This window comes from Erwinia sp. STN24, assembly GCF_041320675.1.
GTDB lineage: Bacteria > Pseudomonadota > Gammaproteobacteria > Enterobacterales > Enterobacteriaceae > Erwinia > Erwinia aeris.
The window spans coordinates 878,615-904,408 of record NZ_JBGGPM010000001.1; the positions used below are offsets into that span (position 1 = coordinate 878,615).

The 25,794-nt window shown below is 56.5% G+C and carries 28 protein-coding genes; 17 read left to right on the top strand and 11 right to left on the bottom strand.

Annotation, left to right across the window (positions count from 1 at the left end; translation table 11 throughout):
• Positions 1 to 49: 49 nt before the first annotated feature.
• Positions 50 to 1,000, bottom strand: coding sequence for an Rpn family recombination-promoting nuclease/putative transposase (locus ACA373_RS04150; protein ID WP_370734052.1), 951 nt, complete (start codon positions 998 to 1,000; stop codon positions 50 to 52).
• Between the two features lie 75 nt (positions 1,001 to 1,075).
• Positions 1,076 to 1,837: a DNA-binding transcriptional repressor YgbI gene (gene ygbI, locus ACA373_RS04155; protein WP_301250800.1), complete on the bottom strand. Its 762-nt coding sequence runs from the start codon at positions 1,835 to 1,837 to the stop codon at positions 1,076 to 1,078.
• A 10-nt stretch (positions 1,838 to 1,847) separates the two neighbouring features.
• Between ygbI and ACA373_RS04160 the strand changes: the two genes are divergently transcribed.
• The 6 genes from ACA373_RS04160 (at position 1,848) to ACA373_RS04185 (ending at position 7,106) form a co-directional block, all read left to right on the top strand.
• Complete coding sequence (locus tag ACA373_RS04160; RefSeq protein WP_370734053.1) at positions 1,848 to 2,048, top strand: hypothetical protein; 201 nt, start codon at positions 1,848 to 1,850, stop codon at positions 2,046 to 2,048.
• 32 nt (positions 2,049 to 2,080) lie between these two features.
• Positions 2,081 to 2,998, top strand: coding sequence for an L-threonate dehydrogenase (ltnD, locus tag ACA373_RS04165; protein ID WP_370734054.1), 918 nt, complete (start codon positions 2,081 to 2,083; stop codon positions 2,996 to 2,998).
• Complete coding sequence (gene otnK, locus ACA373_RS04170; protein ID WP_253454103.1) at positions 2,995 to 4,260, top strand: 3-oxo-tetronate kinase; 1,266 nt, start codon at positions 2,995 to 2,997, stop codon at positions 4,258 to 4,260. Before ltnD ends, otnK begins: the two co-directional genes overlap by 4 nt.
• Entirely contained in the window at positions 4,257 to 4,883 is a 627-nt protein-coding gene (locus ACA373_RS04175) for an aldolase (protein WP_253454101.1), read from the top strand. Before otnK ends, ACA373_RS04175 begins: the two co-directional genes overlap by 4 nt.
• Entirely contained in the window at positions 4,883 to 5,668 is a 786-nt protein-coding gene (locus ACA373_RS04180; protein ID WP_253454099.1) for an HPr family phosphocarrier protein, read from the top strand. The genes ACA373_RS04175 and ACA373_RS04180 overlap by 1 nt, the downstream gene beginning before the upstream one ends.
• Before the next feature lie 88 nt (positions 5,669 to 5,756).
• Positions 5,757 to 7,106 (top strand): GntP family transporter, encoded by a 1,350-nt coding sequence (locus ACA373_RS04185; RefSeq protein WP_253454097.1) that lies wholly within the window; start codon positions 5,757 to 5,759, stop codon positions 7,104 to 7,106.
• A 47-nt stretch (positions 7,107 to 7,153) separates the two neighbouring features.
• Here the strand turns inward: ACA373_RS04185 and ACA373_RS04190 are convergent, their stop codons facing one another.
• The gene (locus ACA373_RS04190; protein ID WP_301729538.1) at positions 7,154 to 9,688 is read right to left on the bottom strand and encodes an excinuclease ABC subunit UvrA; all 2,535 of its coding nucleotides are present in this window, start codon (positions 9,686 to 9,688) and stop codon (positions 7,154 to 7,156) included.
• Between the two features lie 225 nt (positions 9,689 to 9,913).
• Between ACA373_RS04190 and ACA373_RS04195 the strand changes: the two genes are divergently transcribed.
• From ACA373_RS04195 to ACA373_RS04215, 5 genes are all read left to right on the top strand, one after another.
• Positions 9,914 to 10,477 (top strand): peroxiredoxin, encoded by a 564-nt coding sequence (locus tag ACA373_RS04195; protein ID WP_253460979.1) that lies wholly within the window; start codon positions 9,914 to 9,916, stop codon positions 10,475 to 10,477.
• Between the two features lie 15 nt (positions 10,478 to 10,492).
• Positions 10,493 to 11,731: a protein-disulfide reductase DsbD family protein gene (locus ACA373_RS04200; RefSeq protein ID WP_370734055.1), complete on the top strand. Its 1,239-nt coding sequence runs from the start codon at positions 10,493 to 10,495 to the stop codon at positions 11,729 to 11,731.
• 49 nt (positions 11,732 to 11,780) lie between these two features.
• Positions 11,781 to 12,329 (top strand): sigma-70 family RNA polymerase sigma factor, encoded by a 549-nt coding sequence (locus tag ACA373_RS04205; protein ID WP_125287580.1) that lies wholly within the window; start codon positions 11,781 to 11,783, stop codon positions 12,327 to 12,329.
• Positions 12,316 to 12,951 (top strand): DUF1109 domain-containing protein, encoded by a 636-nt coding sequence (locus ACA373_RS04210; protein WP_301250791.1) that lies wholly within the window; start codon positions 12,316 to 12,318, stop codon positions 12,949 to 12,951. Before ACA373_RS04205 ends, ACA373_RS04210 begins: the two co-directional genes overlap by 14 nt.
• 132 nt (positions 12,952 to 13,083) lie before the next feature.
• Positions 13,084 to 13,452, top strand: coding sequence for a GNAT family N-acetyltransferase (locus ACA373_RS04215; protein WP_370734446.1), 369 nt, complete (start codon positions 13,084 to 13,086; stop codon positions 13,450 to 13,452).
• Between the two features lie 73 nt (positions 13,453 to 13,525).
• Here the strand turns inward: ACA373_RS04215 and ACA373_RS04220 are convergent, their stop codons facing one another.
• Both ACA373_RS04220 and ACA373_RS04225 read right to left on the bottom strand, forming a co-directional pair.
• On the bottom strand, positions 13,526 to 14,713 hold the full coding sequence (locus ACA373_RS04220; RefSeq protein ID WP_370734056.1) for a histidinol-phosphate transaminase: 1,188 nt from the start codon (positions 14,711 to 14,713) through the stop codon (positions 13,526 to 13,528).
• 292 nt (positions 14,714 to 15,005) lie between these two features.
• The gene (locus ACA373_RS04225) at positions 15,006 to 16,292 is read right to left on the bottom strand and encodes a PAS domain-containing methyl-accepting chemotaxis protein (RefSeq protein ID WP_253454087.1); all 1,287 of its coding nucleotides are present in this window, start codon (positions 16,290 to 16,292) and stop codon (positions 15,006 to 15,008) included.
• 403 nt (positions 16,293 to 16,695) lie between these two features.
• On the opposite strand from ACA373_RS04225, the gene ACA373_RS04230 reads away from it, so the two are divergent.
• The 5 genes from ACA373_RS04230 (at position 16,696) to ACA373_RS04250 (ending at position 20,459) form a co-directional block, all read left to right on the top strand.
• Entirely contained in the window at positions 16,696 to 16,980 is a 285-nt protein-coding gene (locus tag ACA373_RS04230; RefSeq protein WP_253454085.1) for a VF530 family DNA-binding protein, read from the top strand.
• Between the two features lie 142 nt (positions 16,981 to 17,122).
• Positions 17,123 to 18,502, top strand: coding sequence for a sugar porter family MFS transporter (locus ACA373_RS04235; RefSeq protein WP_253454083.1), 1,380 nt, complete (start codon positions 17,123 to 17,125; stop codon positions 18,500 to 18,502).
• 109 nt (positions 18,503 to 18,611) lie between these two features.
• Positions 18,612 to 19,163, top strand: coding sequence for a hypothetical protein (locus ACA373_RS04240; protein ID WP_253454081.1), 552 nt, complete (start codon positions 18,612 to 18,614; stop codon positions 19,161 to 19,163).
• 16 nt (positions 19,164 to 19,179) lie between these two features.
• Positions 19,180 to 19,662, top strand: coding sequence for a hypothetical protein (locus tag ACA373_RS04245; RefSeq protein WP_253460976.1), 483 nt, complete (start codon positions 19,180 to 19,182; stop codon positions 19,660 to 19,662).
• Between the two features lie 443 nt (positions 19,663 to 20,105).
• A complete protein-coding gene (locus ACA373_RS04250; protein ID WP_369894703.1) occupies positions 20,106 to 20,459 on the top strand; it encodes a hypothetical protein in 354 nt (117 codons plus the stop codon).
• Between the two features lie 112 nt (positions 20,460 to 20,571).
• Here the strand turns inward: ACA373_RS04250 and ACA373_RS04255 are convergent, their stop codons facing one another.
• The 6 genes from ACA373_RS04255 to ACA373_RS04280 form a co-directional block, all read right to left on the bottom strand.
• Positions 20,572 to 21,738 carry a zinc-dependent alcohol dehydrogenase gene (locus tag ACA373_RS04255; protein ID WP_253454077.1) on the bottom strand — a complete coding sequence of 389 codons (1,167 nt, stop codon included), beginning with the start codon at positions 21,736 to 21,738 and terminating at the stop codon, positions 20,572 to 20,574.
• Positions 21,739 to 21,753: 15 nt separating this feature from the next.
• The gene (locus ACA373_RS04260; protein WP_370734057.1) at positions 21,754 to 22,269 is read right to left on the bottom strand and encodes an SRPBCC family protein; all 516 of its coding nucleotides are present in this window, start codon (positions 22,267 to 22,269) and stop codon (positions 21,754 to 21,756) included.
• 125 nt (positions 22,270 to 22,394) lie between these two features.
• Entirely contained in the window at positions 22,395 to 22,691 is a 297-nt protein-coding gene (locus ACA373_RS04265; RefSeq protein WP_253454074.1) for a hypothetical protein, read from the bottom strand.
• A gap of 54 nt (positions 22,692 to 22,745) precedes the next feature.
• A complete protein-coding gene (locus ACA373_RS04270; protein ID WP_253454072.1) occupies positions 22,746 to 23,192 on the bottom strand; it encodes an NUDIX hydrolase in 447 nt (148 codons plus the stop codon).
• A gap of 2 nt (positions 23,193 to 23,194) precedes the next feature.
• Positions 23,195 to 23,563: an MmcQ/YjbR family DNA-binding protein gene (locus tag ACA373_RS04275; protein WP_370734447.1), complete on the bottom strand. Its 369-nt coding sequence runs from the start codon at positions 23,561 to 23,563 to the stop codon at positions 23,195 to 23,197.
• A 111-nt stretch (positions 23,564 to 23,674) separates the two neighbouring features.
• Complete coding sequence (locus ACA373_RS04280; RefSeq protein WP_370734058.1) at positions 23,675 to 24,832, bottom strand: YbfB/YjiJ family MFS transporter; 1,158 nt, start codon at positions 24,830 to 24,832, stop codon at positions 23,675 to 23,677.
• 87 nt (positions 24,833 to 24,919) lie between these two features.
• Here ACA373_RS04280 and ACA373_RS04285 point away from each other — a divergent pair, with 87 nt between their 5' ends.
• On the top strand, positions 24,920 to 25,717 hold the full coding sequence (locus ACA373_RS04285; RefSeq protein WP_301729528.1) for a helix-turn-helix transcriptional regulator: 798 nt from the start codon (positions 24,920 to 24,922) through the stop codon (positions 25,715 to 25,717).
• Positions 25,718 to 25,794 lie beyond the last annotated feature (77 nt).

Sequence of the window (25,794 nt, forward strand, 5' to 3'; positions counted from 1 at the left end):
CGGGCCTGGCGACGGCCCGGACGTGCTTATTACAGGCCTGGTGGAAAAATCACGGGTAAAGCTGCGCCAGTTCAACCTTGCTCAGCCCGGTTAGCGTTGCCACGGCCTGAAGGTCAAATCCCTGCCGCAGCATCGCCCGGGCGATATTGCGCGCCTCCGCTTTTCGACCGAGCCGCATTCCTTTACGCATTCCTTTTTCGACGCCCATTTTCATCCCTTCCTGAACGCCTGTTTGCTTGAGCTGCTGTGCGATAGTCATCAGTTTCTCCTCGTGTTGCGGCACGCGCTGTGCCAGCTGCTGTACAAATACCTTTGCGTCTGAAGCTTCACCTGCAAGCAATAAATAGTTTACCAGTGAAATCAAATGCTGTTCTGTGAGATCTCCCGCTAAAATCAACGCGGTCAGCCTGTCCAACAGGTCCGTCATATCGCGCTGGTGAATATGCTTTTGTACCAGCGTCAGCGCCGCCATCTTCCGGTGATGCACAATCTCGTCATCGGGGATCGCCGTAACGTCGACAAGGGGGGAATGGGTGCCATAGATCCTGCCCGCCATATCGGGATCGGTAAAGCCATGAAGCCAGTGGGTCGAAAAAGGATAGGGCGACCGTTTGCCGTTATAAAACAGCACCGGGATCACCAGCGGCAGCTTAGTGTGACCGGCCTCCAGATGGCGCTGCATCACGGCAACCGCGTAGCGCAGCAGCCGGAAGGCCATATGACGATCGGGCGTCGACTGGTGTTCAATCAGCACATAAATATAGCCGTCGCCGCCGGCGGTTTTCAGGCTATAAAGCACATCGCTGAAGCAGGCGCGCAGGCTCTCTTCAACAAAGCTGCCGGACGCCAGCCGCAGAGTCGAAAAATCGCAGGCGGCCCGCACCGACTCGGACAGATGCTGCGCCATAAAATCTTTCGCGACAGCGGGATCGGTCAGAAATTGCTTAAAAACCGCATCGTGCGGCGTGCGGGTGATTTTTTTCCTTTTTCTGGCGGGCATACCAGCCTCCACTGCTGTCCGGCTTTCCTTTGGCCGCACTATAGCGGAACAACCGCCGCCTGACCGCCACGCAGGTTAATCCGCGAGAGCCAGCTTCCAGTTTCCTTCGCCCAGCGCTTCGCGCGCCTGAGCACTCAGGCGGCTATCGGTGACGATGGTGTCGAAGATCTCCAGCGGCAGCGCCATAAACGTGGCGATTTTATTGTATTTGGAGCTGTCGCTGAGCAGTACGCGCTTGCTGCTGACGTCGCACACCGCCTGCTTTACCGTGACCTTGTCCTCGTCCGGGGTAAAGAGGCCTCGCGGCCCCCAGCAGGATGCAGAGATAAAAGCGATATCAATAGCGAGATGGCGCAGGCTGCGCGCCGCGCTTTCCCCGACGCAGGAACGATTTTCGCGGCATACCGTGCCGCCGGTGTGGATCAGCCGACAGCGGCTTTTCTCCATCAGCAAGGCCGCCACCATAAAGTCGTTGGTCACCACCAGCAGGTCGTCGCGATCCAGCAGCTCGCCGGCCAGCGCCAGCGTGGTGGTGCCCGCATCAATATAAATACAGCTGTTGCGGGGAATATGCTGCGCGGCGCGGCGGCCAATCGCATTTTTCTCCGCATTATAGAGCGAGGTTTTGGTCTGGTGCGACGGTTCCGCCGCCAGCCGTTCCGCCGAACGCACGCCGCCGGATACCGCCAGCAGCGCGCCTTGTTCCTCCAGCTTCTGCACGTCGCGTCGAATGGTCATATGCGATACGCCCAGCCGTTCGCTCAGTTCCGAAAAGCTCACCACGCCGCGTTCGGCCACCATCGCCAGGATCTGCTGATGTCGTTCAACCGGGATCACGTCTGCTCCTGTGAAATTATCAATTTTTCACATTGTAATGGAAAGGGATGGCCGCGCGAATAGAAAATTTGCCGGTTTTGCGGTGTGGTTCCGCCTTTCCGCCTCAGGATTCAGGGCTGACAGCGCTTGTGAAGAAATGTTCTTTTTTGTTCGCCGCCTTCAATTTGTGATGCGCGGCACATTTATTCATCCGATAAGCTGGCACGATTAACAACATTGAACAAATAATCACTTAATTTAACAATGGAGGCCACGGTGCCAATTCAAAACGTTTGCGTAATCGGTTTAGGGTCGATGGGGATGGGCGCAGCCGCCTCCTGCATTCGTGCGGGGCTGAACACCTGGGGCGTCGATCTTAATCCAGCGGCGCTGGAAACGCTGCGCCAGACGGGCGCCCGCGATGCGCAAACCGCCGCCGACGGGTTCGTCGATCAGCTTGAGGCCGTGCTGCTGCTGGTGGTCAACGCTAAACAGGTTAACGCTATTTTATTCGGCGATAACGGCCTGGCCGCCAGGCTGAAGCCGGGCACGGTGGTGATGGTGTCGTCCACTATCTCTGCGCAGGACGCGCAGCAGATTGAACAGCGGCTGGCGCAGCATCAGCTGCTGATGCTGGACGCGCCCGTTTCCGGCGGCGCGGCCAAAGCGGCAACCGGTGAGATGACGGTGATGGCCTCCGGCAGCGATGCCGCGTTTGAACGTTTGCAGCCGGTGCTGGAGGCGGTGGCGGCAAAAGTCTACCGCGTCGGCAGCGAAATTGGCCTGGGATCCACCGTAAAAATTATTCATCAGCTGCTGGCTGGCGTGCATATCGCGGTGGGAGCGGAAGCGATGGCGATGGCCGCCCGCGCCGGTATCCCACTGGATACCATGTATGAGGTCGTCACCAATGCGGCGGGCAACTCATGGATGTTTGAGAACCGGATGCGCCACGTGGTCGACGGCGACTACAGCCCGAAATCCGCAGTCGATATCTTTGTGAAAGATCTCAACCTGGTGGCCGAGACGGCAAAAGCGCTGCAGTTTCCGCTGCCGCTGGCCTCTACCGCGCTGAACATGTTTACCGAAGCCAGCAACGCCGGCTATGGCCGTGAAGACGACAGCGCGGTGATCAAAATTTTCAGCGGTATCACGCTGCCTCAGGGCAAGGAGCAGGCATGACGCGTTTAGGAGTGATTGCCGACGACTTTACCGGCGCGACCGATATCGCCAGCTTTCTGACGCAGAACGGCCTGGCCACCATCCAGTTTAACGGCGTGCCTGAACAGCAGGAAAGCCTTGCCGCGCAGGCGATCGTTATCAGCCTGAAGTCGCGCTCCTGCCCGGTTGAGCAGGCGGTTGACCAGTCGCTGGCCGCGCTGCGCTGGCTCCGGGAGCAGGGCTGCGATCGTTTCTATTTTAAATACTGCTCCACCTTCGACAGTACGGAGAAAGGCAATATCGGCCCGGTCACCGACGCGCTGCTATATGAGCTTGGCGAAACGCAGACGGCGATCTGTCCGGCGCTGCCGGTGAACGGCCGCACCGTCTATCAGGGCCATCTGTTTGTCGGCGAACAGCTGCTGTCGGAGTCGGGGATGCGTCATCATCCGGTCACGCCGATGACGGACAGCAATCTGCTGCGCCTGATGGCGCGTCAGGCTAAGGGCAAAGCGGGCCTGATTGCCGCCGCCACGCTGGATCTCGGTGCCGAAGCGGTGCGCGAAAAACTAAGCGAGCTGAAGGCCGCCGGGGTGAATTATGTGGTGCTGGATGCGCTCAGCGAACAGCATTTACTGACCCAGGGCGAGGCGCTGCGCGAGATGCGCCTGGTCACCGGCGGCTCCGGCCTGGCTATCGGGCTGGCGCGCCAGTGGGCTACTACGCAAAACCTTGGTAACGAGGCCGAAACGGCAGGGCGTCCACGCGGCGAGCGCGCGGTGGTGATTTCCGGCTCCTGCTCGCAGATGACCAACCGGCAGGTCAACGCCTATCGTCAGCAGGCGCCCGCGCGTGAAGTAGAGGTCAGCCGCTGTCTGGACAATGTAGACGACTATGCCCGCGAGCTTGCCGACTGGGTTGCCGATCAAAACGCCCGGCCGCTGGCGCCGATGCTTTACGCCACGGCGGATGCGCAACAGCTACAGCTTATTCAGCAGCAATACGGTGCACAGCGCAGCAGCGAGGCGGTAGAAACCCTGTTCGCCGCCGTGACCCGCAACCTGAAGGCGCGCGGCTGGCAACGCTTTATCGTAGCGGGCGGCGAAACTTCCGGCGTGGTGGCGCAGAGCCTGGACGTGACCGCTTTCCATATCGGCCCGACCATTTCCCCCGGCGTGCCCTGGGTAAGGGATATTCATCAGCCGCTGTCGCTGGCGCTGAAGTCAGGCAATTTTGGCGACGAGCAGTTTTTCCGCCGCGCGCAAACGGAGTTTTCATCATGACAGAACAACAGGCCCGCCAGGAGATGGTGAAGCTGGGCGCCTCTTTTTTCCAGCGCGGCTACGCTACCGGCTCTGCCGGCAACCTTTCTGTGCTGCTGGAGGACGGTAATCTGCTGGCGACGCCGACCGGCTCCTGTCTGGGCGAACTGGACGGCGATCGCCTGTCTAAAGTGACGCCGCAGGGCGAATGGATCGCCGGCGACAAGCCCTCCAAAGAGATCGCCTTTCACCGGGCGCTTTATCTGAACGATCCCGACTGCAAAGCGGTGGTGCACCTGCACAGCCACTATCTGACCGCGCTCTCCTGTCTGGAAGATCTGGATCGGCAGAACTGTATCCGACCGTTTACGCCTTATGTGGTGATGCGCGTCGGCGATGTGCCTGTCGTGCCTTATTACCGGCCGGGCGATACGCGGCTGGCAGACGATCTCGCCGCGCTGGCGGGGCGCTATCGCGGCTTTCTACTGGCGAACCACGGCTCGGTAGTGGTAGGCAGCTCGCTGCGCGAGGCGGCGGATAATACGGAAGAGCTGGAAGAGACGGCGCGCCTGATTTTCACGCTGGGCGACCGCGCGATCCGCTACCTCAGCGAGGCCGAAGTTGACGAGTTAAGGAGCCGATAATGCCGAAGTTTGCAGCCAATATTTCCACCCAGTTTACCGAAGTGCCTTTCCTGGATCGCTTTGCCGCGGCGGCCGACGCCGGTTTCGAGGCCGTGGAATTTCTGTTTCCCTATGACTACCCGGCGCAACAGCTAAAAGCGCGGCTGGATGAACATAACCTTAAGCTGGTGCTGTTTAACACCGCGCCGCGCGACGTGCAGTCAGGAGAATGGGGCGTAACGGCGATCCCGGGGCGCGAAGCCGATGCCCGCGCCGATATCGACAGCGCGCTGGAGTATGCGCTGGCGCTGAACGTCTCGCAGGTGCATATCATGGCTGGCGTGGTGCAGGAAGGCATGGATCGCGCGGCCTGCGAGCAGACGTTTATCAGCAATATTCACTATGCGGCCGACCGTTTTGCGCCGCACGGCATCACCATCCTGCTGGAGGCGCTCGGCCCCAAAATCAAGCCCAACTATCTCTATGCCAGCCAGTATCAGACGCTGGCGATGATGGCGCGTATCGATCGGCCAAACGTCTTCACCCAGCTCGACCTGTTTCACGCGCAGATGGTGGACGGCAACCTGAGCCACCTGATCCGGGAAAACGCTGGGCGCTATCGTCACGTGCAGATCGCCTCTGCACCGGATCGCCACGAGCCGGACGAGGGCGAAATCAACTACCCGTGGCTGTTTACCCTGCTGGATGACGTGGGCTACGACGGCTGGGTAGGCTGCGAATATATTCCACGCAACGGCACGCTCGCCGGGCTTGGCTGGTTTAAACCCTGGGCGAAAAAACGCTAAGCCTGTGTTACCCGGCGCCTTCGCGCCGGTTTACCTCACCCTTTACCTGCACCGGGTCTGTTAAAACGATAAGAATAGAAGGATTACCATGTCCACCGCTATGCTGTTAGCCATCGCGACCGCCAGCGTCGTTGTTCTGCTGCTGCTGGTCATTAAAGCCAAAGTCCATCCTTTCGTTGCGCTGTTGATTGTGAGCCTGCTGGTCGCTATCGCCACCGGCATTCCGTCTGAAAAAATCATGGAAATCATTATGAGCGGCATGGGCGGGCTGCTCGGTCATATCGCTATTATCATCGTACTGGGCGCGATGCTCGGCGCGATTATTGAGGCATCGGGCGGCGCAGAGTCGCTTGCGCAGCGTTTCAGCAAGACGCTGGGCATCCGGCGCACCGTAGCGGCGCTGACCATGGCGGCGTTTATCCTGGGGATCCCGGTGTTTTTTGAAGTCGGCTTTATTATCGTGATCCCGCTGATCTACGGCTTCAGCAAAGTTGCGCGCGTCTCACCGATCAAGTTCGGTTTGCCGATGGCGGGCGTCATGCTGACGGTGCACGTGGCGCTGCCTACGCATCCTGGCCCGGCGGCGGCGGCCGGGATCCTGCACACTGATATGGGCTGGCTGATGCTGCTGGGCCTGGTAATTTCGATCCCGGTGGGTATCGTCGGCTACCTGGTGGCGAAGGCGATGAATCGCCAGCGCTTCCAGCTGTCGGTGGAGGTGCTGGAAAGCCTGCAAATGGCGAAGCCGGAAGGCGCAGAGAAAAAGAGCGAGACGCCGGGCGCGCTGATGATTTCCGGCCTGATCGTGGTGCCTATCGCGCTGATCGTGCTGGGTACGCTGGCGCATTCGCTGCTGGCGGAAGAGAGCCTGCTGCGTAAGGTGATGACGGTGATCGGCACGCCGCCGATAGCGTTACTTATCGCGCTGGCGCTGGCCGCGTGGCTGCTGGGATTGCGTCGCGGCTGGAGCAAAGACAAGCTGGAAGATCTGACCGGCCGCGCCATTCCGGGATCGGCCAGCGTGATCCTGGTGGCGGGCGCGGGCGGCGCATTTGGCAAAGTGCTGGTAGAGTCGGGCGTAGGTAAAGCGCTGGCGTTAACACTGGAAACGCTGCATCTGCCGCTGGTGCCGGCGGCGTTTATCCTGTCGCTGGCGCTGCGCGCCTCGCAGGGATCGGCCACGGTAGCGATCCTGACCACCAGCGGCTTGCTGACGTCGGCGGTGGGCGGCGCAAACGAGATGGACAGGGTGCTGGTGACGCTGGCCGCCTGCTTTGGCGGGCTGGGCCTGTCGCACGTGAACGATGCGGGCTTCTGGGTGGTAACGCGCTATCTGGGGCTGTCCGTGGTCGACGGTCTGAAAACCTGGACGGTGTTAACCACGGTGATGGGCCTGAGCGGCTTTGCGCTGACGTGGCTGGTGTGGGCGCTGGTCTGACCGGAGTGATAAAGGAGGAAGGGGTACTTTCCTTCCTCCTTTAAGGCTTACTGCGGATCGGCGGTTCTTTTTTCCAGCTTGCTGGCCAGATAAGGCGCGGTCAGGCTCTCAGCCGCCTGGCTGACCGTTTCAGGTGTTCCAGCCGCCACGACGCGGCCGCCGTTACTCCCGGAACCCGGCCCTAAATCGATCACCCAGTCCGCCTCGGCGGCGATGCGCATATCATGTTCGGCCATGATAACGGTATCGCCACGCTGCACCAGCCGATCCAGCACGCCCAGCAGTTTATCCGTATCGGAAGGATGGAGGCCCGAAGATGGCTCGTCCAGCAGATAAAGCGTTTTCCCCCGCTGCGCGCGCTGAAGCTCCCAGGCCAGCTTGATGCGCTGGCATTCGCCGCCGGATAATTCCGTGGCCGGCTGGCCTAATTTCAGGTATCCCAGCCCCAGGGCGGTAAGCGCCGTTAAAGAACGCTGAATGGTGTCATTGCCTTCAAAAACGGTAACGGCCTCATCCACGGTCAGATCGAGGACGTCAGCAACTGTTCGGTTTTGCCACCGTATCTTCAGCGTTTCCTCGTTGTAGCGGGCGCCGCCGCAGGCGGAACAGGGCGCGCTTACGCCCGGCATAAACATCAGTTCAATGGTGATTTGCCCCTGGCCTTCGCAGACCGGACAGCGCCCCTCGGGCAGATTGAAAGAGAACCGGCTCGCGGTAAAGCCTCGCCGTTTTGCCTCGTCGGTTTCTGCAAACAGCTTACGCACAGTGTCAAAAAAGCCGGTGTACGTTGCCAGGTTGGAACGAGGCGTGCGTCCGATAGGGCGCTGATCGATGCGGATCAGCCTTTTAAGGCTGTCGCCTCCGGCAACAATGTTCCCCTGCACATCTGACGTCTCGTCTTCTTCCCCGGCCTCTTCATCCCCCGGCGTGTTATCCAGCCGTGCCAGCAAGCCCGGCAGGACGCGGGTCAGCAACGTTGATTTCCCCGAACCCGATACGCCGGTGATCACGGTCATGCTTTCAAGGGGAATGGCCACATCAAGCGCGGAAATATTGTTGCAGCTAACCTGTTCCAGCCTGAGCCAGCTGGCCGGGGTGTTACGCTGGCGTAAACCCGGCTGCTGCTCGCTGAACAAATAAGGCGCCGTACGTGACGCTGTCACTTTCTCCAGCCCGTCCGGCACACCGTTATAGACGATTTCGCCTCCCTGGCGGCCCGGCCCTGGCCCCACCTCAATCAGCCAGTCGGCTTCGGCAATCACATCAAGATTGTGTTCTACAATCGCCAGCGAGTTGCCGGCCTCCAGCAGCGAACGCAGGGAATGCAGCAGCGCCTGCACATCGTCCGGATGCAGCCCGGCGGAAGGCTCATCCAGCACGTACAGCACCCCGAAAAGCTGTGAAATAAGCTGGGTCGCCAGCCGTATCCGCTGAAGCTCTCCGGAAGAGAGCATGGTGGTCTGCCGTCCCAGAGCAAGGTGGCCCAGCCCCAGCTTCTCAAGCTGATCAAGACGGCCGCAGATGTCCGACGCCATTCTTGTGGTGGCTTCCCGCAGCGCCGTTTCCTTTGGCAAAGAAGCAGCCTCGCCCTCGGCAAACGGCAGCAACAGCGTTTTCAGCTGTGTCAGGGTCAGCTCGCCCATCCCGGCGATATCGTAGCCGGCAAAGGTGACGGCCAGGGCGTTTGGGTTAAGCTTTTTCCCCTGACAGGCGGGACAAGGCGCCGTGGCGATAAAGGGGGAAAGCCGCTTTTTAACGGACTCTTTTCCGCCGGCATAGCTTTGCAGCAGATATCTTTTGGCGCTGGTGTAGGTGCCGGTATAGTCAGGTTTCATCCCGGCCGCGATCGCCGCTTTTTGCTGCTTAGCATTCATATCCGGAAACACGGGCACGGAGGGTTGCTCATCGGTAAACAGTATCCACTGCCGGTCCTTTGCCGATAAGGTTTTCCACGGCGCATCCACGTCGTAGTCGAGCATTTCAAGAATGGTGCGCAGGTTTTTTGCTCCCCAGCCGTTTGGCCACGCGGCTATCGCGCCTTCGCGAATACTTAACGACTCATCAGGCACCAGCGCATCGGCTTTCACTTCATGCGTCCTGCCCGTGCCCTGACACAGCGTACAGGCACCCTGCGGATTATTGGGCGAGAACGCCTCGGCAGGCATAAACGGGATCCCCTCAGGGTAATGCCCGGCACGGGAAAAAAGCAGGCGGAGCGTGACCGAAATACGGGTCAGGCTGCCTACCGTGGAGCGCTCCTGAGCGCCTGCGCGACTCTGCTGGAGCGCGACGGCCGGCGGCAACCCGTCGATGTTGTCCACGTCCGGCACCGGAGCCTGCTCAATCAGGTGGCGCACGTGTGGCGCGACGGATTCCAGATACCTTCGCTGCGCTTCCGCATAGAGCGTATCGAAAGCCAGTGAGGATTTGCCCGAGCCGGAGACGCCAGTAAAGATGACGATGGCATCGCGAGGGAAAGAGAGTGAGACATCTTTCAGATTGTGTGTTCTCGCTCCGTGTACGCTTACGTCAGTGCTGTCGACTTTCTGTTGAGCGGCGCGTTCAGTTCTGGTCGGCGTCATAGTATCCCTGTAAAAATTGATGTGGCTGACAGTATCGGGGCGTTCAAAGCAGGCCCGATCCTGAATGGCGTGCAGGAAAGGGTAGTTCTGTTAAGGCGATCACACAATTCGCCTCAGTCAGGCGAATTGCTAAAATTTTTTTTATCTCAGCGAAACTTTTCCCTGTTGTTCGACGAACCTCTGGTTAAGGAGATGGTTTCCTTTCACCTGTCGAATAATGGAGAGATGTTTATGCGTATGAACCTGAAAGCCCTGACCGCCGCCACGCTGCTGGCGCTTACCTTACCCATGACCAGCGCCTTTGCCGCCCTGCAGGTCGGTGAAAAAGCGCCGGACTTTAAGCTTGATGCCGCGCTGGCCGGTAAATCGACCACGTTCTCGCTGCAGCAGGCGCTGCAAAAAGGCCCGGTGGTGCTCTATTTCTTCCCGGCCGCGTTTAGCGCAGGCTGTACCCTGGAAGCGCATGACTTTGCCGAAGCGACCGATGAGTTTAACAAGCAGGGCGCGACGGTGATTGGCGTGACGGCAGGCAATACCGATCAGATTGCTAAATTTTCCCAGCTGGAATGCCGCGATAAATTTACCGTAGCCGCCGATCCGGGTGCGAAAGTCGCGACGGAATATAAAAATACGCTGGAGATGAAAGGGAAAACCTATTCCGACCGCACTTCCTATGTGATTGCGCCGGACGGCAAGATCCTGCTCAGCTATACCGACAAAAATCCGGACGCGCATATTCAAAAAGCGATGGACGCGGTGAAAAAATATCGCCAGGCCAACCCGGCATAACGGAGTAGGTTTATCATGCTGACTGCTATCGCTGCCGCCTTCCTGGGCGGCCTTATCCTGAATTTAATGCCGTGCGTGTTTCCGGTGATTTCGCTGAAGGCGCTGAGCCTGCTGCGCCATCATGACAGGCCTGCACAGGCTCGTGCCGAAGGCCTGGCGTTTCTGCTCGGCGTGGTGGTGACCATGGTGGCGCTGGTGGGCGTGCTGCTGCTGGCGCGGGCGGGCGGATCGTCGGTCGGCTGGGGATTTCAGCTTCAGTCGCCGCTGGTGATCGCGCTACTGATCCTGGTGATGCTTGGCTCGGCCCTCAATCTTTTTGGGCTTTTTGAGGTCGGGCTTTCGGTGCAGCGGGTAGGGGGAATAGGCGGCGATCGCGGCGGTCTGACCGGCTCTGCGCTGACCGGCGCGCTGGCAATTATTGTGGCGACGCCCTGTAGCGCGCCCTTTATGGCCAGCGCGGTCGGCTATGCACTGACTCAGCCACCGGTGGTCAGCCTGATTATCTTTATCTCGCTGGCGCTGGGATTTGCTGCACCTTTTACGCTGATTTCTTTTTTTCCGGTGCTGGCGAAAGTGCTGCCTGCGCCCGGCGCCTGGATGTCGACGCTGAAACAGGGGCTGGCGTTTCCGATGCTGGGCGCGGTCGGCTGGCTGATTTGGGTGCTGGAGCGGCAGGCCGGCTCGGCGGCGCTGGCGACTATCCTGGCCTGCTGTCTGCTGCTGAGCTTTGCCGCCTGGCTGTATGGCATGGCGCAAAAACGTCAGATGATGGGCAGGCGTCACTGGGCGCTGCATAGCGCAACCGTGGTATTTCTGCTGCTGGTGGCGGTGCCGCTGCTTAACCTTAACGCCACCGCCACGCCGCAAAACAGCGCCGAAACCGCACAGGCTGCGGCAGCCGTTGCCTGGACGCCGCAGAATGTCGAGGCGATTAAAGGGCAGGGCAAACCGATTCTGGTAAACTTTACGGCGTCCTGGTGTATTACCTGCCAGGTAAACGATCGCACGTCGCTTTCTACCCAGGCTGTTAAAGCAGCAATGGCGCGTACCGATACCATCTATATGGTTGCGGATTCCACTAAGTACAATCCGGATGTGGAACAGGCGCTGAGCGATTTCGGTCGGGGCGGACTGCCGCTTTATGTGGTTTATCCGGCAGACGGTGGCAAACCGGTCGTGCTGCCGCAGGTGCTGACGCCCAATATTGTTATCTCGGCGCTGGATCGCGCCACTGAACACGGGAAAAAATCGTGAGCAAGCGTAGTGACTACAAGCCCGGCAGATAACGTTTTGCAGGCGGGCAATGCCCATCACTGAGACGCAGCACTGGCCTGCGCTGATGGCGCGCGCGCAGGCCGGCGACCGCGAAGCCTATAACCGGCTGCTGAAAGCGATGGTACCTGCCATCCGCGCCTTTGCGCGTCAAAAAATCAGTGATGAAGCGCTGCTTGAAGATGTTATTCAGGAAACGCTGCTGGCGATCCATCGCGTCCGCCATACCTACGATCCGCAGCGTCCCGTTCTGCCCTGGGTAGCGGCGATTACCTCGGCCAGGGCGATTGACGCTCTGCGGCAGCGCGGCAGAAGTCAGGAAGTTCAGGACGAGGAGGCGGTAAACCGCCAGGCTGCTGTCCTGCCGGAAACGGATACCGATGGTCATGAACTGAATGGCTATCTGGACAGCCTGCCGGTAAGGCAGCGGGAAATTGTGGAATCCGTTCATCTGCGCGAACAGAGCCTTGCTCAGGCCGCGGCGGAAAGCAATCTGTCGATAGCCGCCGTAAAGTCGCTTTTGCATCGCGCAATGCTTAACCTTCGCAAATCAGGAAAAAGCAATCATGAGAAATCATGATCGGTTTATCGATCAACTTAGCGACTCGGCGCGGCCGGTTAAACGCCTCTGGCCTACGGGCTGGCGCGTGGCTGCCTGGATAGCGCTGGCCTTGCCCTGCGGCATGGTAAGCAGCTGGGCGCTGCACAGCAGATTCACCGACTGGTCACGGCCCGATGCGCTGCCTGCGCTGCTAAGCCTGCTGCTGTCTTTTATTCTTGGCAGCGGCGCTATGGCGGGCGCGTTTACGCTCAGTCTGGCCGGGCGACCACCTGTTCGTCTGAAATGGCTGGGCCTGCTGGCGCTCATCTGGCTGGCGCTTAATTTAGGTAATATGACGGCCACCTTACCGCCGGGCGGCGGACAGTTTGGCGAGGGCGTACACTGTTATCTGTTTATGCTGTCGGCCAGCCTGCCGATGATGGTGATTGCCGTAGCGGCGCTGCATCGTTCCCGCTCGCTTTATCCGGGCAAAAGTCTGGCGCTGGCGGGCGGCGGCATCGCCTTTATGTCATCCATGCTGCTGTCGCTGTGCCATCAAACGCATCTGCATATGCTGGATTTCATTATGCACCTGGCCGCGGGCATCACGATTATCGCCGTGACCGTGCTGGCGGGAAGGCGCTGGATCCGGCTGGATTAATCTTCAGGTCAAAGCCCGCGAGTTAAACACCGTATCGGACATCATCTAATGAACCTGCTTATTGACCGTATTACGCCTGCTACAGACGGCTTTTCGGCATTACTCAACGAGAGTATGCGTTTTCAACTCAATATGCTGAACAGGCTCCAGACTAACTGGCTCAGCGGGCATAATCGTTTTGAGGCGGCGGGAGAAAAGTTGCTGGGCGTTTTTTGCGATGGTCTGCTTATCGGGATCTGCGGTCTGAATCGGGATCCTTATGTGTTACAACCGCGAACGGGTAGAATTCGCCATTTGTACGTCAGCCTTAAATGGCGCCGCATGAATACAGGCCGACTTCTGCTTAACAGCATTATTCAGGATGCAGGGCGCTACTTTGATTGTCTGAATACCAACGCGCCCTGTTCCGCATTCGCTTTTTATGAACGAGCGGGATTTGTCCGGGCCGTGGGTATCAGTAACGTGACGCACCAACTTTTTTTGCAGGCGCCGGGTATATAAAACAGGCAAACAGGGGAGACGCAGCGCTCCCTCTGCCGTATGCCCAGACTAAGTATCGCGCTATAGCCAAAAACTATACCCAGTCCTTCTTACGGAATTCACGCAGCTTATCGGCGACCCACTGCATTTCTTCCGGTGTACCAAGCGAAATCCGGCACCAGCTGTCGGCTGGTGGAAAAGCGCGGCCGACCAGTACGCCAGACTCTGCCATCCGCTTTTGATACGTTTGCAGCGGCGTTCTGAGCTGGTGGAAAACAAAGTTTCCCTCAGACGGCAGGTAAGGGAGCTGTAGCTCGTCCAGCGCTTTCACTAAAATCTGACGGGAAAGATCGTTGCTCTTTTTGCTGTATGCGATAAACGCATGGTCATCCATAGAAGCCAACGCCGCATCAACGCCGCAGAAATTTATCTTTTCTCCGGCAACATGCTTTTCGAGCCGCGCAATTGCATCCGGGTGCGCCACCGCATAGCCGACGCGCATTCCGGCCATAGCGTGAATTTTAGAAAAGGTCTTCAGCAGGATAATATTATCCATGCCTTGCGCAATCAGCGGCGAGACGGAGCGGAAACGTTGGTCATTAACAAACTCGGCATAGGCTTCATCAACAATAAACATCGTATCGGCAGGCTTGCTGGTTATCCATGGTTCAATCAAGTCGGCTGGGGTGATAGTCGCCGTCGGGTTATTAGGGTTTACCAGATAAACCAGCGACGGGCCATGATGATTGGCTACGACCGCCTTCATTGCCGCAATATCAAATGCCCAGTTATCAAGCATCTTAACTTTAGCGATCTTCATACCGGCAATCTTTGCGAAATGTTCGCCATCGCCATAGGTCAATTCCGGGATAACCAGCTGCGATCCCTGTGGTGACCAGGCTTCCACCGCCGCCCGAATCCCTTCTGATGAGCCGGCGGTAAGCAATATGGCTGACGGGGAAACCTGGTGATGTTCAGCAACTTTTTGACGCAGCCCGATAATTTCCGCTTTGGCGTAGCGATTCGCTTTTAAGACGGCATCACGTGCGGCAGCCTGCGCTTTGGGCGACATGCCAAGCGGGTTTTCGTTGAAATTAATGCGGACAGGACGATCCGGCGTGGGCGGGGTAAAGGCTGATTTGCTGAGCGGTGCCGCGGCAAAGGTCGCAGCATTAAATCCGGCGGTTAGCGCCGCACCGCCCGCCACGATGCCGGAAAGCTTCAGTAAGGATCTGCGTTTTGCATCCACGGCCTCGTGATCATTCACCATTACATTCATCATACATTCTCCTTTTTAATCGATGACGAAAAGGAGAATGCAGTAATTATGCCAATTTCCACGGCAGATGACCGAGCGCCGTTTGTTAACATCATGTAATAGCTACGGAAGCTTGTTTTCCGGCGCAGGAGGAAGCTTGCTAAGCCCGAAGCCTAAAGATTGCAATCATAAGGCAGGTTTATTTATCACGCCCGTTAGCGCTTTAATGGTGCGCTTACGCACCAAAGGTTATCACTGCCCGTGAAAGCAGCAGAATAAGAAGAGCAGGGAGCCGCCTTGCTCCCTTTTCCTGTGCCTACACATCCAGCCGATGAATAACGCTGACAAACTGGTGCACGCCGCTGTTGATCTCCCGCAGGCTGCGCGAAAGCTCGCTGATTTTATCCTGCTCGGTGACCATAAACTGTTTGACCGAATCCAGCTCCTGATACATCTGCTTAATCAGCTGCGTATTAACGTCCACCACGGCGGTAATTTTTTGCGTGGCGCTGGCGGTTGAAGCGGCAAGACGGCGAACTTCCGCCGCTACCACGCTAAACCCGCGGCCAGCTTCACCGGCACGAGCGGATTCTATCGCGGCGTTCAGCGCGAGGATATTGGTCTGCGAGGCGATAACGTTAATCGTATCGACCACTTCGCTGATGCTTTTTGCCGATGCGTTCAGCTGGGTGCCAATTTCCGTGGCGGCGCTTACCTGCAACGCGACCTGGCCGGAGTTCCGCACGGTTTCGTCCAGCACTTCATTAGCGTTATGGGTGATTTGCGAGGTTTGTTCCGACGTGGTGACCGCTATATCCGCCACGCGCTTCGCCGCCTCAACGCGGGCCGTAATATCTGAAGCCAGCTTGATAACCTTGCAGACTTTGCCGTCGGCGTCATAGATGGGGTTGTAGCTTGCCTCAAGCCAGATACGTTCGCCGCTGGCGGTTTTACGCTCAAAGCGGCCGACAAAATGCTGGCCTTTGCTGATTTTTTGCCAGAAATCGGGGTTTTCCCGGTAAAAGCTGTCATAACAAAAAATACGATGGTGCTGGCCAACGATGTCCGACAGCGCATAGCCCATATGGGTAAGGAAGTTGCTGTTAGCGGTGATTATCTTGCCGTCAGTGGTAAATTCTATCACCGCCATAGAACGATCCAGCGCGGTGATCACCGCTTCTTTCTGCTCCAGCTCCTGATGGCGAGCGGTAATATCAGAGGCTATCTTGATGACCTTATAAACCTCACCCTTATCATCACAAACGGGGAAATAGGTGGCGCTAAGGTAAAAGCGCTGATGCTGTTTACTGAAACGTTCAAAGATACCCGTGACCGACTCGCCTGATGCCAGCGTTTGCCAGAAATGATGATATTCCGATGAGCGGACATAGTCCGTATCGCAAAAAATACGGTGATGCTTGCCCTGGATTTCGCTTAGCGAATAGCCGGTCATCTCCAGAAACTGCTGATTGGCGCTGAGAATTTCTCCATCGGGCAAAAACTCAATCCACGCCACATGCTGCTTAATCGCGTTAATGTCCTTAACAACGGCGCTGCCTTTAGATAAAGACAGGGAAAAACTCGATTTTTTTACACCAAACATAGACAACCCCAGGAAGTTTTCATGATCTCAATGATCCATTGCGGGCCTTTTATCCTCGCCAATGAATACTGTGCGCCGACCGCCAGCGCGGTGACGCATGATTTTCCCGGGTGGAACGTTTTATCCTTTGACTCTACAGAGCAAAGAACCGTGTCTCTTCTCGCACTTCGGTGCGGAGGCCGGGATTCTGTCTTGGTAAATTTCCTGATGTGTAGTAACGGGCCAATAAGCCTGTCTATAAACCACTATCGGCAGGCTGGAGAAAAATTTGAGTAAGATGTTTCAAAATGTGCGCTTTGAGCAAGGTTTTGCATAAAGCAGCGCCGCGTAATAAACACGCCCGGTTTGCACCTGACTATGACAGTCAGTATGGTAGCGGCATTATTTTCGCTGAGAGAACGCTATGACTAACCACACTTCAAAAGATCCGCTGCATGGCATGACGTTGGAAGCCATTATCAATGCGCTTGTCGCACGCTACGGTTGGGACGAAATGGGCAAACGCGTTAATATCAACTGCTTTAAAAGCGACCCCAGCGTTAAATCCAGCCTGAAGTTTCTGCGTCGTACGCCGTGGGCGCGGGCAGAGGTTGAGGCGTTATATATTGAATCGCTAAGCGATTCTGCCGAACCTGAACCGCCTGCCGACAGCCCGTGGGCCAACTGGAAAAGCAAAAAAGAAGAGTAGGCAGCGGCTGCCTTGTTTTGCCCTCCGCATTATCCTGCCGCCGGTCGTATCTGAAAATGTGACCGGTAACGCATCGACACTCCGCTTCTTTACATAAAGTTAACATTCTTGATGTAAATTGACTTAAGCGAGGGGGTACGGCATGAAGGCCAGTAAAGTTTCAGGGAATCGGTTTACCTGGTTTGTCTGCATGATGGCGGCGCTATCGGGCCTGCTGTTCGGGCTTGATATCGGCGTTATTGCAGGCGCGCTGCCTTTTTTAGCGAAAGATCTGCATATCAGCAATCACGAGCAGGAATGGGTGGTCAGCTCGATGATGTTTGGCGCAGCCATTGGCGCGCTGGCCGCCGGCTGGATGTCCTCGAAGCTGGGACGCAAAAAAAGCATGCTGGCCGGGGCCACGCTGTTTATTATCGGCTCGCTATGGTCGGCGCTTTCGCCGGATGTGGAATCGCTGATATTTTCCCGCGTTCTGCTTGGGCTGGCAGTGGGCGTGGCATCTTATACCGCGCCTCTGTATCTTGCTGAAATTGCGCCGGAACGCATTCGCGGCTCTATGATCTCCATGTATCAACTAATGCTGACCACCGGCATCGTGGTGGCTTATCTTTCCGATACCGCCTTTAGCTATAGCGGCAGCTGGCGCTGGATGCTGGGCGTTATCGCTATCCCGGCGGTGATCCTGTTTATCGGCGTGCTGTTTCTGCCTAACAGCCCACGCTGGCTGGCTTCGCACGGGCGTTTTAACGAGGCGCAGCGCGTGCTGGATCGTCTGCGTAATACCAGCGAGCAGGCGAAGCAGGAGCTGGACGACATCCGGGAAAGCCTGAAGGTTAAACAGCACGGCTGGTCGTTGTTCAGAAACAACGGCAATTTTCGCCGTGCAGTATGGCTGGGGATGCTGTTGCAGCTGATGCAGCAATTTACCGGCATGAACGTGGTGATGTACTACGCGCCGAAAATTTTCGGCATCGCCGGTTTTTCCAGCACCGGCGAGCAAATGTGGGGAACGGTGATCGTCGGCATGGTCAACGTGCTGGCAACCTTAATCGCTATTGGTCTGGTCGACCGTTGGGGACGCAAGCCGATGCTTACGACCAGCTTCCTGGTGATGGCCATCGGTATGGGCGTGCTGGGCACGCTGCTGCATCTGGGCGTTGAAACCGATTTTCGTAAGTACTTTGCAATTGCGATGCTGCTGATCTTTATCGTCGGCTTTGCGATGGCAGCCGGCCCGGTGGTGTGGCTGCTGTGTTCGGAAATCCAGCCGCTGAAAGGCCGCGACTTTGGCATTACCGCCTCCACGACCACTAACTGGGTAGGTAATATGATCGTCGGCGCGACGTTTCTGACCATGCTGGAGAAGTTTGGTAATGCCAATACGTTCTGGTTCTACGCCGCGCTTAACCTGGCGTTTATCCTGCTGACGATATGGCTGGTGCCGGAAACCAAACACGTTACGCTGGAGCATATTGAACGTAACCTGATGAAAGGCAAAGCGCTGCGGGATATCGGCGCCTGAAAAAGACGGTATCAAAGCCAGCTACGTGAATTCTGCAAGGCTCTGGCCCTGTAGATTTTACGTAGCGCGAGCGATTCAATGGGCAAATAAGCGTTTTTATGGATAAATAATGAGATATCAAGCCCGCTTTATGGAGCAAGCGATAACGGCCGGTGAAGTTAACATAGTTCATATCAATCCGTTTGCCGGACAGGGAAAAAAAGACAGAAGGGTGCTTATTAGTGATAATGGCGTGCCAGTCCTGGTTTTACAGCTTTATATCCGCGCTGATGAAGAAGGATTTTTGGTTTCCAGCGCGTTCTGCGACTTTCTGTGTAATGACCACTCTATAGCGATAATCTGCGGCGACCATCTACACATTATCCCAGGCCATTTCCGTAGTTTCCCGCTTGATGACTACGTTGGACACATTTATGCTGTTCCTGATATTAATTCTGTCAGGCTGCATGAGCATTTCCTTGTCGCTACCTACAGCTATGTTTTTCTGGTTCACCTGACTGAAGGCATTCTCTGGCAATCCGCACGATGCGCAATTGATGGCGTGACGCTGTCAGCAATTGAAAATGATGTGATTGAAGGCGAGGGCGACTGGGATCCGCCGGGAGGCTGGCAGCCGTTCCGGCTTTCACTTAAAACCGGTGAGCCGGTTTGCATGGACTAATAGCAAGGAGCGCACATTGAGAATTCATCACGACAATAAAGCCCAAAGACTTTACCGCCGGGTCAACACGACCACGCGGCATCGCTCGAACCACCCAGGCGCCGAGTATCGCCACGAAAGGAATAAAAAAAAGCTGCCTGCTGAAATGCTGCCGCAGCGCGAATCTATGCACGGCAGGCATCAGCGCGGGCTGGATTATTCCCCGTTGTTTTACTTTCTGCTCAGCAAGCTTGGGCAATGCTGGGATGAGGTGTACAGCGAGGCAAAAAGCCGGTTAGATAAACCCGAGCCCATATTCTGGATGGTGGCGCAGCATGAGCACCAGCAGCGCGAGTATGTTTGCTGCGGCGAGTTTAGCTTTTTCCCTGGCTTGTTTATTGATGAACAGGGAATGCTCCAACAGGTTAATCCGCAAATTTCAGCAGAGGATATCCCGGTAACGTGCCGTTGCTGCACGCATACTTTTCTTGGGGAAGTCGTGCCGTGGCGAGAAGAGTGAGCATTGAATTAAAACGGGTCAGCGTGAAGCGCCTTGCCCGGTAACGTAGCCCGTGTTGCCCCATGATGAAACGCTGCATACGGGCGGCGGATTTGCTCAAAGCCGCGCGGGAACGTCAACTGGGGAACAGGGTACAAAGAGCCGCCTTACGGCGACGATCCACATGACCAGTTTTGGATAAAAGCAGGGAATTGATTACGCGAGGAAAGGTAGCCGGACTGTCTGGTACGTCGTTAATTTAACATAATATACATTATGCGCACCAAAATAAAGCTACGTGAAAACTATGACTTACCGGCGGTTCATCCAATACGTTTTGGAAAAATACGATGAAAACCAGCTTGTCGCAAAGCTTAGCTCGCTGCATCAGCCCTGGCGGCTGAAGTCTATCAAATCGTTGCCGATAACCTCTACAGTGCTGTTTAACCCTTGATGGTGTTTGCATGAATAAAATTCTTCCACTGTTCGCTTTAGGCTTTTCCTTTTGCAGTTCCGCTGCTGTAGATTCCGGACCGGGAACATATGTGTGTGATATCCGCATAACCAGTTCCCGAACTGAAACGCTGGTATTACCGGAAGCGGCGCTTGTTCAGGATCATGGCAGTGACTATCAGGTGAAAATGCTTGGTAACGAAGTGGCGTCGCCAGAACTGGCAAGCGTGATGGGCGGAGTCAAACAGCAGGCCACCGTTAACGGGGTGACATTTTTCAGGCGAGCTAAATATGACGATCGCTTTATCATTGAAAACACCAACACGGGCTTCTTTTATCGCCTGAGGCACTGCAAAAAAATGTAGGGCGCCGCCAAAAACAGATAGCGGCGCCCTTTTCTTTCATTAATATCACCCCGTTCATGCCGGTAAACTGCTAGCCGCAACAACATTCCCGGCCATACCGCACGGCGAATGTTCAGGGAGCGAAAATCGCTCTGACGCAGCCGTCTTCCTTGTGCTTGAACATTTCATAGCCGCGCGGCGCGTCTTCCAGCGAGAAACGGTGCGTCGCCATAAACGCCGGATTCAGCTCGTTTTTCGCCACGTGATCCAGCAGCCGATGCATATAGCGCTGGCCATGCTGCTGCGCGGTGCGGATAGTCAGGCTTTTATTGATCATCAGCCCCAGCGGAAATTTATCCATCACGCCATATACGCCAAGAATGGCGATATTGCCGCCTTTGCGACAGGCATAGAGCGCCTGACGCAGCGCCGCGCCGACGTCCGTTTCCAGATGCAGCAGCTGTTTGGTTTTGTCGTATACCTGGCTTAAACCTTCACCTCGCGCCTCCATACCGACCGCATCGATGCAGCTGTCCGGGCCGCGTCCGCCGGTAAGTTCCAGCAGCGCCTCGTTGATATCCACCTGGGTATAATCCAGCGTGATGCTGCCGGCATAGTCGCGCGCCATCGCCAGCCGCTCCGGATAGCGATCGATGCCGATAACCTGATGCGCACCCATCAGCCATGCGCTCTGCTGCGCCATCAGGCCAACGCCGCCACAGCCCCAGACCACCACGGTGTCGCCAGGATGGATATTGCAGAAATCCGCGCCCATATAGCCCGTGGGCGCGGCGTCGGACAGAAACAGCGCCTGCTCATCGGTTACGCCATCCGGGATCACAAAGCAGTCGTTATCAGCAAAAGGTACGCGAACGTATTCGGCATGGGAACCTGCGTAGCCGCCAAAAGCGTGGCTGTAGGCATAAATGCCGCCGGTCGGATGGCCCAGCACCGTCTCGCCTTTTTCCCATTGGGGATGGGTGTTATCGCAGCAGGAAGGCAGCTCATGCTGGCAATACCAGCAGGAACCGCAGGAAATAAAGGAAGGAACCACCACCCGATCGCCACGGCGGATATTTTTCACCGCGCTGCCTACTTCAACCACCTCGCCCATAAATTCATGACCAAGGATATCGCCCTCGCGCATGCTGGGGATCAGCCCGTCGATAACATGCAAATCGGAGCCGCAGGTGGTGGTCAGGATAACGCGAATAATGGCATCGTGAGGATTAAGCAGACCGGGATCCGCCACTGTTTCAACGCTGAGATCGTTAACGCCATTCCAGCAGAGTGCGCGCATTTATTTCTCCTTATCCTAACGTTCGGCATGGCGGCCAGCGGGCTGACCGTTAATCGTAGGGATCTCTCCGGTTTCGGCGAGGCTTTTAAAGCGATGCAGCGCGATGCTGGCAATCTCTTTAGGCAGCAGATCGAAAAAGGTGGTCACTTTTTTACCCAGGGTGCCGCCAGGCGGCGTGAAAGTCAGGGTTAATGCCAGCTCGGTTCCCCATTCGCCGGGCGCCGGCGTCAGCACCAGCTTGCCCTCGTTAGGGATATCAGCGCCTTCCAGCGACTGCCAGGCAATAATCTCACCCGGCTGCGCCTCTACGATACGGCTTTCCCAGGCATATTTTTTCCCGAGCGGGCCATCGATCTGCCAGTGCGCATCGCTTTTATTGATCGGCGTGACCTTTGCGAAATGGCTCATAATGCGCGGCAAGGTATCCGGCGCCAGCCAGAGAGCAAAAAGATCGGTGGCGGGAAGTCCTATGGATATCCAGCGGCGGAGCGTCAGTTCTTTAGCGGATTCAGGTAGCGGTTTTCTGGCCAAATGTTCCCCCTGTAAGGTACAAAAAGCGGTGTTCGATGTAGTTGAGTTAAGTTCAGAAAGGCGAATACTGCGAGCGAAATTGCGCTGTGCAGACGCAACAGGCGCCGGGCTATCCCCGGCAGGATTTATTGCTGGCTATTTTGCCAGTGCTGCTCGCAGTGCTCCCTGGCTTCGGCAGGCAGATCGCGCAGGTCCGGCAGGCTGTCGCCAGAGCCGTAACCCATCGCTTCGGTGGCTTCTTTCTGTTCATCCTCTGCGGCAAAGCTGAGCGTCTCATCCAGCTTTTGCCAGCCGCCGTCGTCTTTGCGGTAAATTACCGCATGGGTTGGCGTGCTCTCGTCATCGCCATAAATTTCATATTTCTGCACCGGCGCGTCTTCCGGGCCAAACTGTAGCGTGTCGATCAGAACTGAATCAGCCATCTTGCTTCTCCTCTGTAATTGAAAAGTAAGGGTAGTCTAAAGATTCAGGTGCTGTCAGGCGGATAGCGAAGCGAGGATGGTGGCCAGGCCCTGAGGATAGATAATCTCAGCGGTGGTCTGTAACTCAGCCATGTGCCACCAGCGGTGGTCGCTGATAACACGCTTTTCATTACGACTCCAGCCGTGAGTGCTGATGGCGTGGCTTTGTACCCGCACCACGTAAAATTTTTCCAGCGCCCTGACCTTCTCGCCATCCGGCAGCGTCATGACAAAACTTTGTTGCGCGATGCTGCTGCCCATATCGGCACAAACAATCCCGGTTTCTTCACGCAGCTCTCTGATGGCAGCCTGAGCAAAAGATTCGCCCTGCTCAACGCCGCCGCCGGGCGTTGCCCAATAGGTCTGTCCCGCCAGCGCATCCGTTGTGTGGCGATATCTGAACAGCAATATCCGCTGGCCTTCATTAAGGATCAAAAGCCGGGCTGCCGGACGAACACGCATTTTTATTTCCTTTCAGATTGGTAAGTCAGGCCGTGGCTGTCCGCAAGTAATTCAAAGATTTCTGATGATGATAAAGGGCCGGCAAGGATCACGCTGATCCAGTGTCCTTTATTCATATGATAAGCGGGCAGAATGCCCTCTTTCAGACGCAGCGAACCGATGTGCTCCGGCCTGACTTTTACATTAAGGATATCTACCCTCTCTTCATGCTCCAGCCCCAGTTTTGTACCGGGCACATTCATAACGATAGCGAACCATTTCTTGCCATTGGCATGACGAAGTACGGCATAACCCGGCTGGTTGCGCCAAAGGTATTCCGGTTCTGACTGAAAGTTTTCCCGAACGTAGCTGAATAATGTCTCTCTTTCCATGACGTCTCCTGCCGCAAGAAAAATCGCCTTTGGATTATGCCCCTGCTGCGGCGGAATGGCGAAGAACTTTGCCATACAAAAGGCCGCTTTCGACACGACCTTGTCACTGATTTATGCAGTATTTTTAATGCCGAGCAGCACCAGGATGCCGCCGGCAACAAGCCCTGCCGCCGCCAGCAGCAGTGCCGGTTCCAACGAATGAAACAGCGTCACGCTTAACGACGACATCAGCGGGCCAATCAGCTGTCCCGTTGCGTAACCGGAAGTCAGTACCGCTACCGTCCGCGCCACGGCACCCTGCGTAACTTCACGCGCCAGCCGCATCGAAAGCTGCATGATGGAAAGAAAACCCAGCCCGGTTAACAGCGTGGCGATAAGCAGCCCTTTCGCGTCATGGAAAAAAACCACGCTGGCGACGCCCGCGCCCTGCACTATCATGGCCGTAGCCAGCGCAGGCTGCGTACGGATACGCGCGGCAAAGGCAATAACCAGCAGCACACCCGCTACCGCCGCCAGCCCGAACAGCGGCCAGAAAAAGGCGGCCTGGTTGCCGACCGTAAAAATAGCGTGCGCCATCTGCGATAAAAACGTTGCCGGCAGAATATAGCCGAAGCCCGCCAGGCTATAGGCCGCCAGCAAAAGCTTCAGGTTGCGGTTTAGCGGCTCGGGTTTTATTTTGCCGTTGGTGGTCGCCAGCGTCTTTGGCAGCCGGGTAAAAATCATCAGGGCGGCAATAGTCGCCACCACGCCGTAAACCAGCCAGGCCTGTGAGGCATGAAAGCCCAGACAGGCCATCGCCCAGGCCAGCACGCCGGTTAAGGTAATCCCCACGCCGGGGCCGGTAAATACCGCCGCCGACAGTTTTGGCGCCTGCTTGCCCGCCAGCACCAGCTGTGTCCAGGAAGTCACGATAATCAGCGCCCACGCGCCGCCCACGCCAGAAACAAAGCGGAACAGGCATTGCAGCATAAAGCTGGAGGTAGCGGCGGAGAGCAGCGTAACCAGCACCGTCGCCATCAGGCCCGTTTTTAAATAAAAGGTATGATGGCGTTTTAATTTACTGACGTGGATGGCGCCCAGCAAATAGCCGATGTAGTTCATCGCCGCCAGGATCCCCGCGCTGGAAAGCGTAAGAAAGCCATCCTCAATCATTAAAGGGATTTGTGGCGTTAAAGAAAAACGGCCAATGCCCATCACGGCGACAAGGGTAATGATCCCCGTAAGCATGACGCCGGGCGCGCCGGTATATTGCGAGGCCTGAGTAGACATAATTTTTGCTTTGCTCCTGCGAAATATCTTAATCTGGCGGCCATACTATTTCGCAATCGCTGAATGAAAAATGGGGCGAATTATCCTATGACAGGCAGTCATACCCGGGAACGCAACGAGGATATTAAAAACTTCCTGACGCATCACCGTTCACGGCTTAATCCTGAAGACTATGGTTTTACGCTGCAACAGCGGCGGGTAAAAGGCCTGCGACGAGAAGAAGTGGCGCAGCTCGCCGCCGTCAGCGTCAGCTGGTATACCTGGCTTGAGCAGGGACGCGATATCAGTATTTCGCCCGCCGCGCTGAAGCGGATCGGCAACGTGCTGCAGCTTTCCACCACCGAACAGGATTATCTGGACAGGCTGATTTTCGGCGCGAAAAATGCACCGAAACCGGGCGCAATACCGCATGAGGTTAAAGTGATGGCGGACGCGCTGGCGCCGCATCCCGCGTTTATCCGGCGCGCCAATATGGATATTCTCTACTGGAACGAAGCGGCCAGAAGCCAGATTTTTGACTGGTCGACTATCCCCGAAGACGATCGTAACTCGCTGAAGCTGATGTTTATCAGCGACGACTATAAGCAAAAAATCCATCACTGGGAGCTGGCCGCGCAGCATACTATTGCCGCCTTTCGCACCTATTACGCTGCCAGCAACTATGCAGAAGATTTCGGGCGGGTGATTGACGATCTTACCGCCCGCAGCGAGGCGTTCCGGGAGATGTGGCATCGTCAGGACGTCAGCAAGTTCGGCACGGGCAACAAGGCTATTATCGATAGCCAGGGAAAAATCAGTCATTACACCTATAGCGCGCTGGAAGTGGAAAGCGCGCCGGGTATCTTTCTTATCTTTTATCTTTGCCGCGCTTCAGAACAGCCATAACCCTTATTTACAGGGCGTACGCGCCCTCTTATTTTTCAGTTTTATTGATTAAGAATGACAAAACTATCGGCTTTCAA

Coding starts and splice junctions, on each gene's coding strand:
- ACA373_RS04190 (WP_301729538.1), bottom strand. CDS start 9,688: ATGACGCCGACCAGAACTGAACGCGCCGCTCAACAGAAAGTCGACAGC.
- ACA373_RS04220 (WP_370734056.1), bottom strand. CDS start 14,713: ATGATGAATGTAATGGTGAATGATCACGAGGCCGTGGATGCAAAACGC.
- ACA373_RS04210 (WP_301250791.1), top strand. CDS start 12,316: ATGAGAAATCATGATCGGTTTATCGATCAACTTAGCGACTCGGCGCGG.
- ACA373_RS04175 (WP_253454101.1), top strand. CDS start 4,257: ATGACAGAACAACAGGCCCGCCAGGAGATGGTGAAGCTGGGCGCCTCT.
- ACA373_RS04270 (WP_253454072.1), bottom strand. CDS start 23,192: ATGCGTGTTCGTCCGGCAGCCCGGCTTTTGATCCTTAATGAAGGCCAG.
- ACA373_RS04200 (WP_370734055.1), top strand. CDS start 10,493: ATGCTGACTGCTATCGCTGCCGCCTTCCTGGGCGGCCTTATCCTGAAT.
- ltnD (WP_370734054.1), top strand. CDS start 2,081: ATGGAGGCCACGGTGCCAATTCAAAACGTTTGCGTAATCGGTTTAGGG.
- ACA373_RS04235 (WP_253454083.1), top strand. CDS start 17,123: ATGAAGGCCAGTAAAGTTTCAGGGAATCGGTTTACCTGGTTTGTCTGC.
- otnK (WP_253454103.1), top strand. CDS start 2,995: ATGACGCGTTTAGGAGTGATTGCCGACGACTTTACCGGCGCGACCGAT.
- ACA373_RS04150 (WP_370734052.1), bottom strand. CDS start 1,000: ATGCCCGCCAGAAAAAGGAAAAAAATCACCCGCACGCCGCACGATGCG.
- ACA373_RS04265 (WP_253454074.1), bottom strand. CDS start 22,691: ATGGCTGATTCAGTTCTGATCGACACGCTACAGTTTGGCCCGGAAGAC.
- ACA373_RS04195 (WP_253460979.1), top strand. CDS start 9,914: ATGTTTATGCGTATGAACCTGAAAGCCCTGACCGCCGCCACGCTGCTG.
- ACA373_RS04180 (WP_253454099.1), top strand. CDS start 4,883: ATGCCGAAGTTTGCAGCCAATATTTCCACCCAGTTTACCGAAGTGCCT.
- ACA373_RS04225 (WP_253454087.1), bottom strand. CDS start 16,292: ATGTTTGGTGTAAAAAAATCGAGTTTTTCCCTGTCTTTATCTAAAGGC.
- ACA373_RS04230 (WP_253454085.1), top strand. CDS start 16,696: ATGACTAACCACACTTCAAAAGATCCGCTGCATGGCATGACGTTGGAA.
- ACA373_RS04215 (WP_370734446.1), top strand. CDS start 13,084: ATGCTGAACAGGCTCCAGACTAACTGGCTCAGCGGGCATAATCGTTTT.
- ACA373_RS04255 (WP_253454077.1), bottom strand. CDS start 21,738: ATGCGCGCACTCTGCTGGAATGGCGTTAACGATCTCAGCGTTGAAACA.
- ACA373_RS04275 (WP_370734447.1), bottom strand. CDS start 23,563: ATGGAAAGAGAGACATTATTCAGCTACGTTCGGGAAAACTTTCAGTCA.
- ACA373_RS04240 (WP_253454081.1), top strand. CDS start 18,612: ATGAGATATCAAGCCCGCTTTATGGAGCAAGCGATAACGGCCGGTGAA.
- ACA373_RS04285 (WP_301729528.1), top strand. CDS start 24,920: ATGACAGGCAGTCATACCCGGGAACGCAACGAGGATATTAAAAACTTC.
- ACA373_RS04280 (WP_370734058.1), bottom strand. CDS start 24,832: ATGTCTACTCAGGCCTCGCAATATACCGGCGCGCCCGGCGTCATGCTT.
- ACA373_RS04250 (WP_369894703.1), top strand. CDS start 20,106: ATGAATAAAATTCTTCCACTGTTCGCTTTAGGCTTTTCCTTTTGCAGT.
- ACA373_RS04205 (WP_125287580.1), top strand. CDS start 11,781: ATGCCCATCACTGAGACGCAGCACTGGCCTGCGCTGATGGCGCGCGCG.
- ACA373_RS04185 (WP_253454097.1), top strand. CDS start 5,757: ATGTCCACCGCTATGCTGTTAGCCATCGCGACCGCCAGCGTCGTTGTT.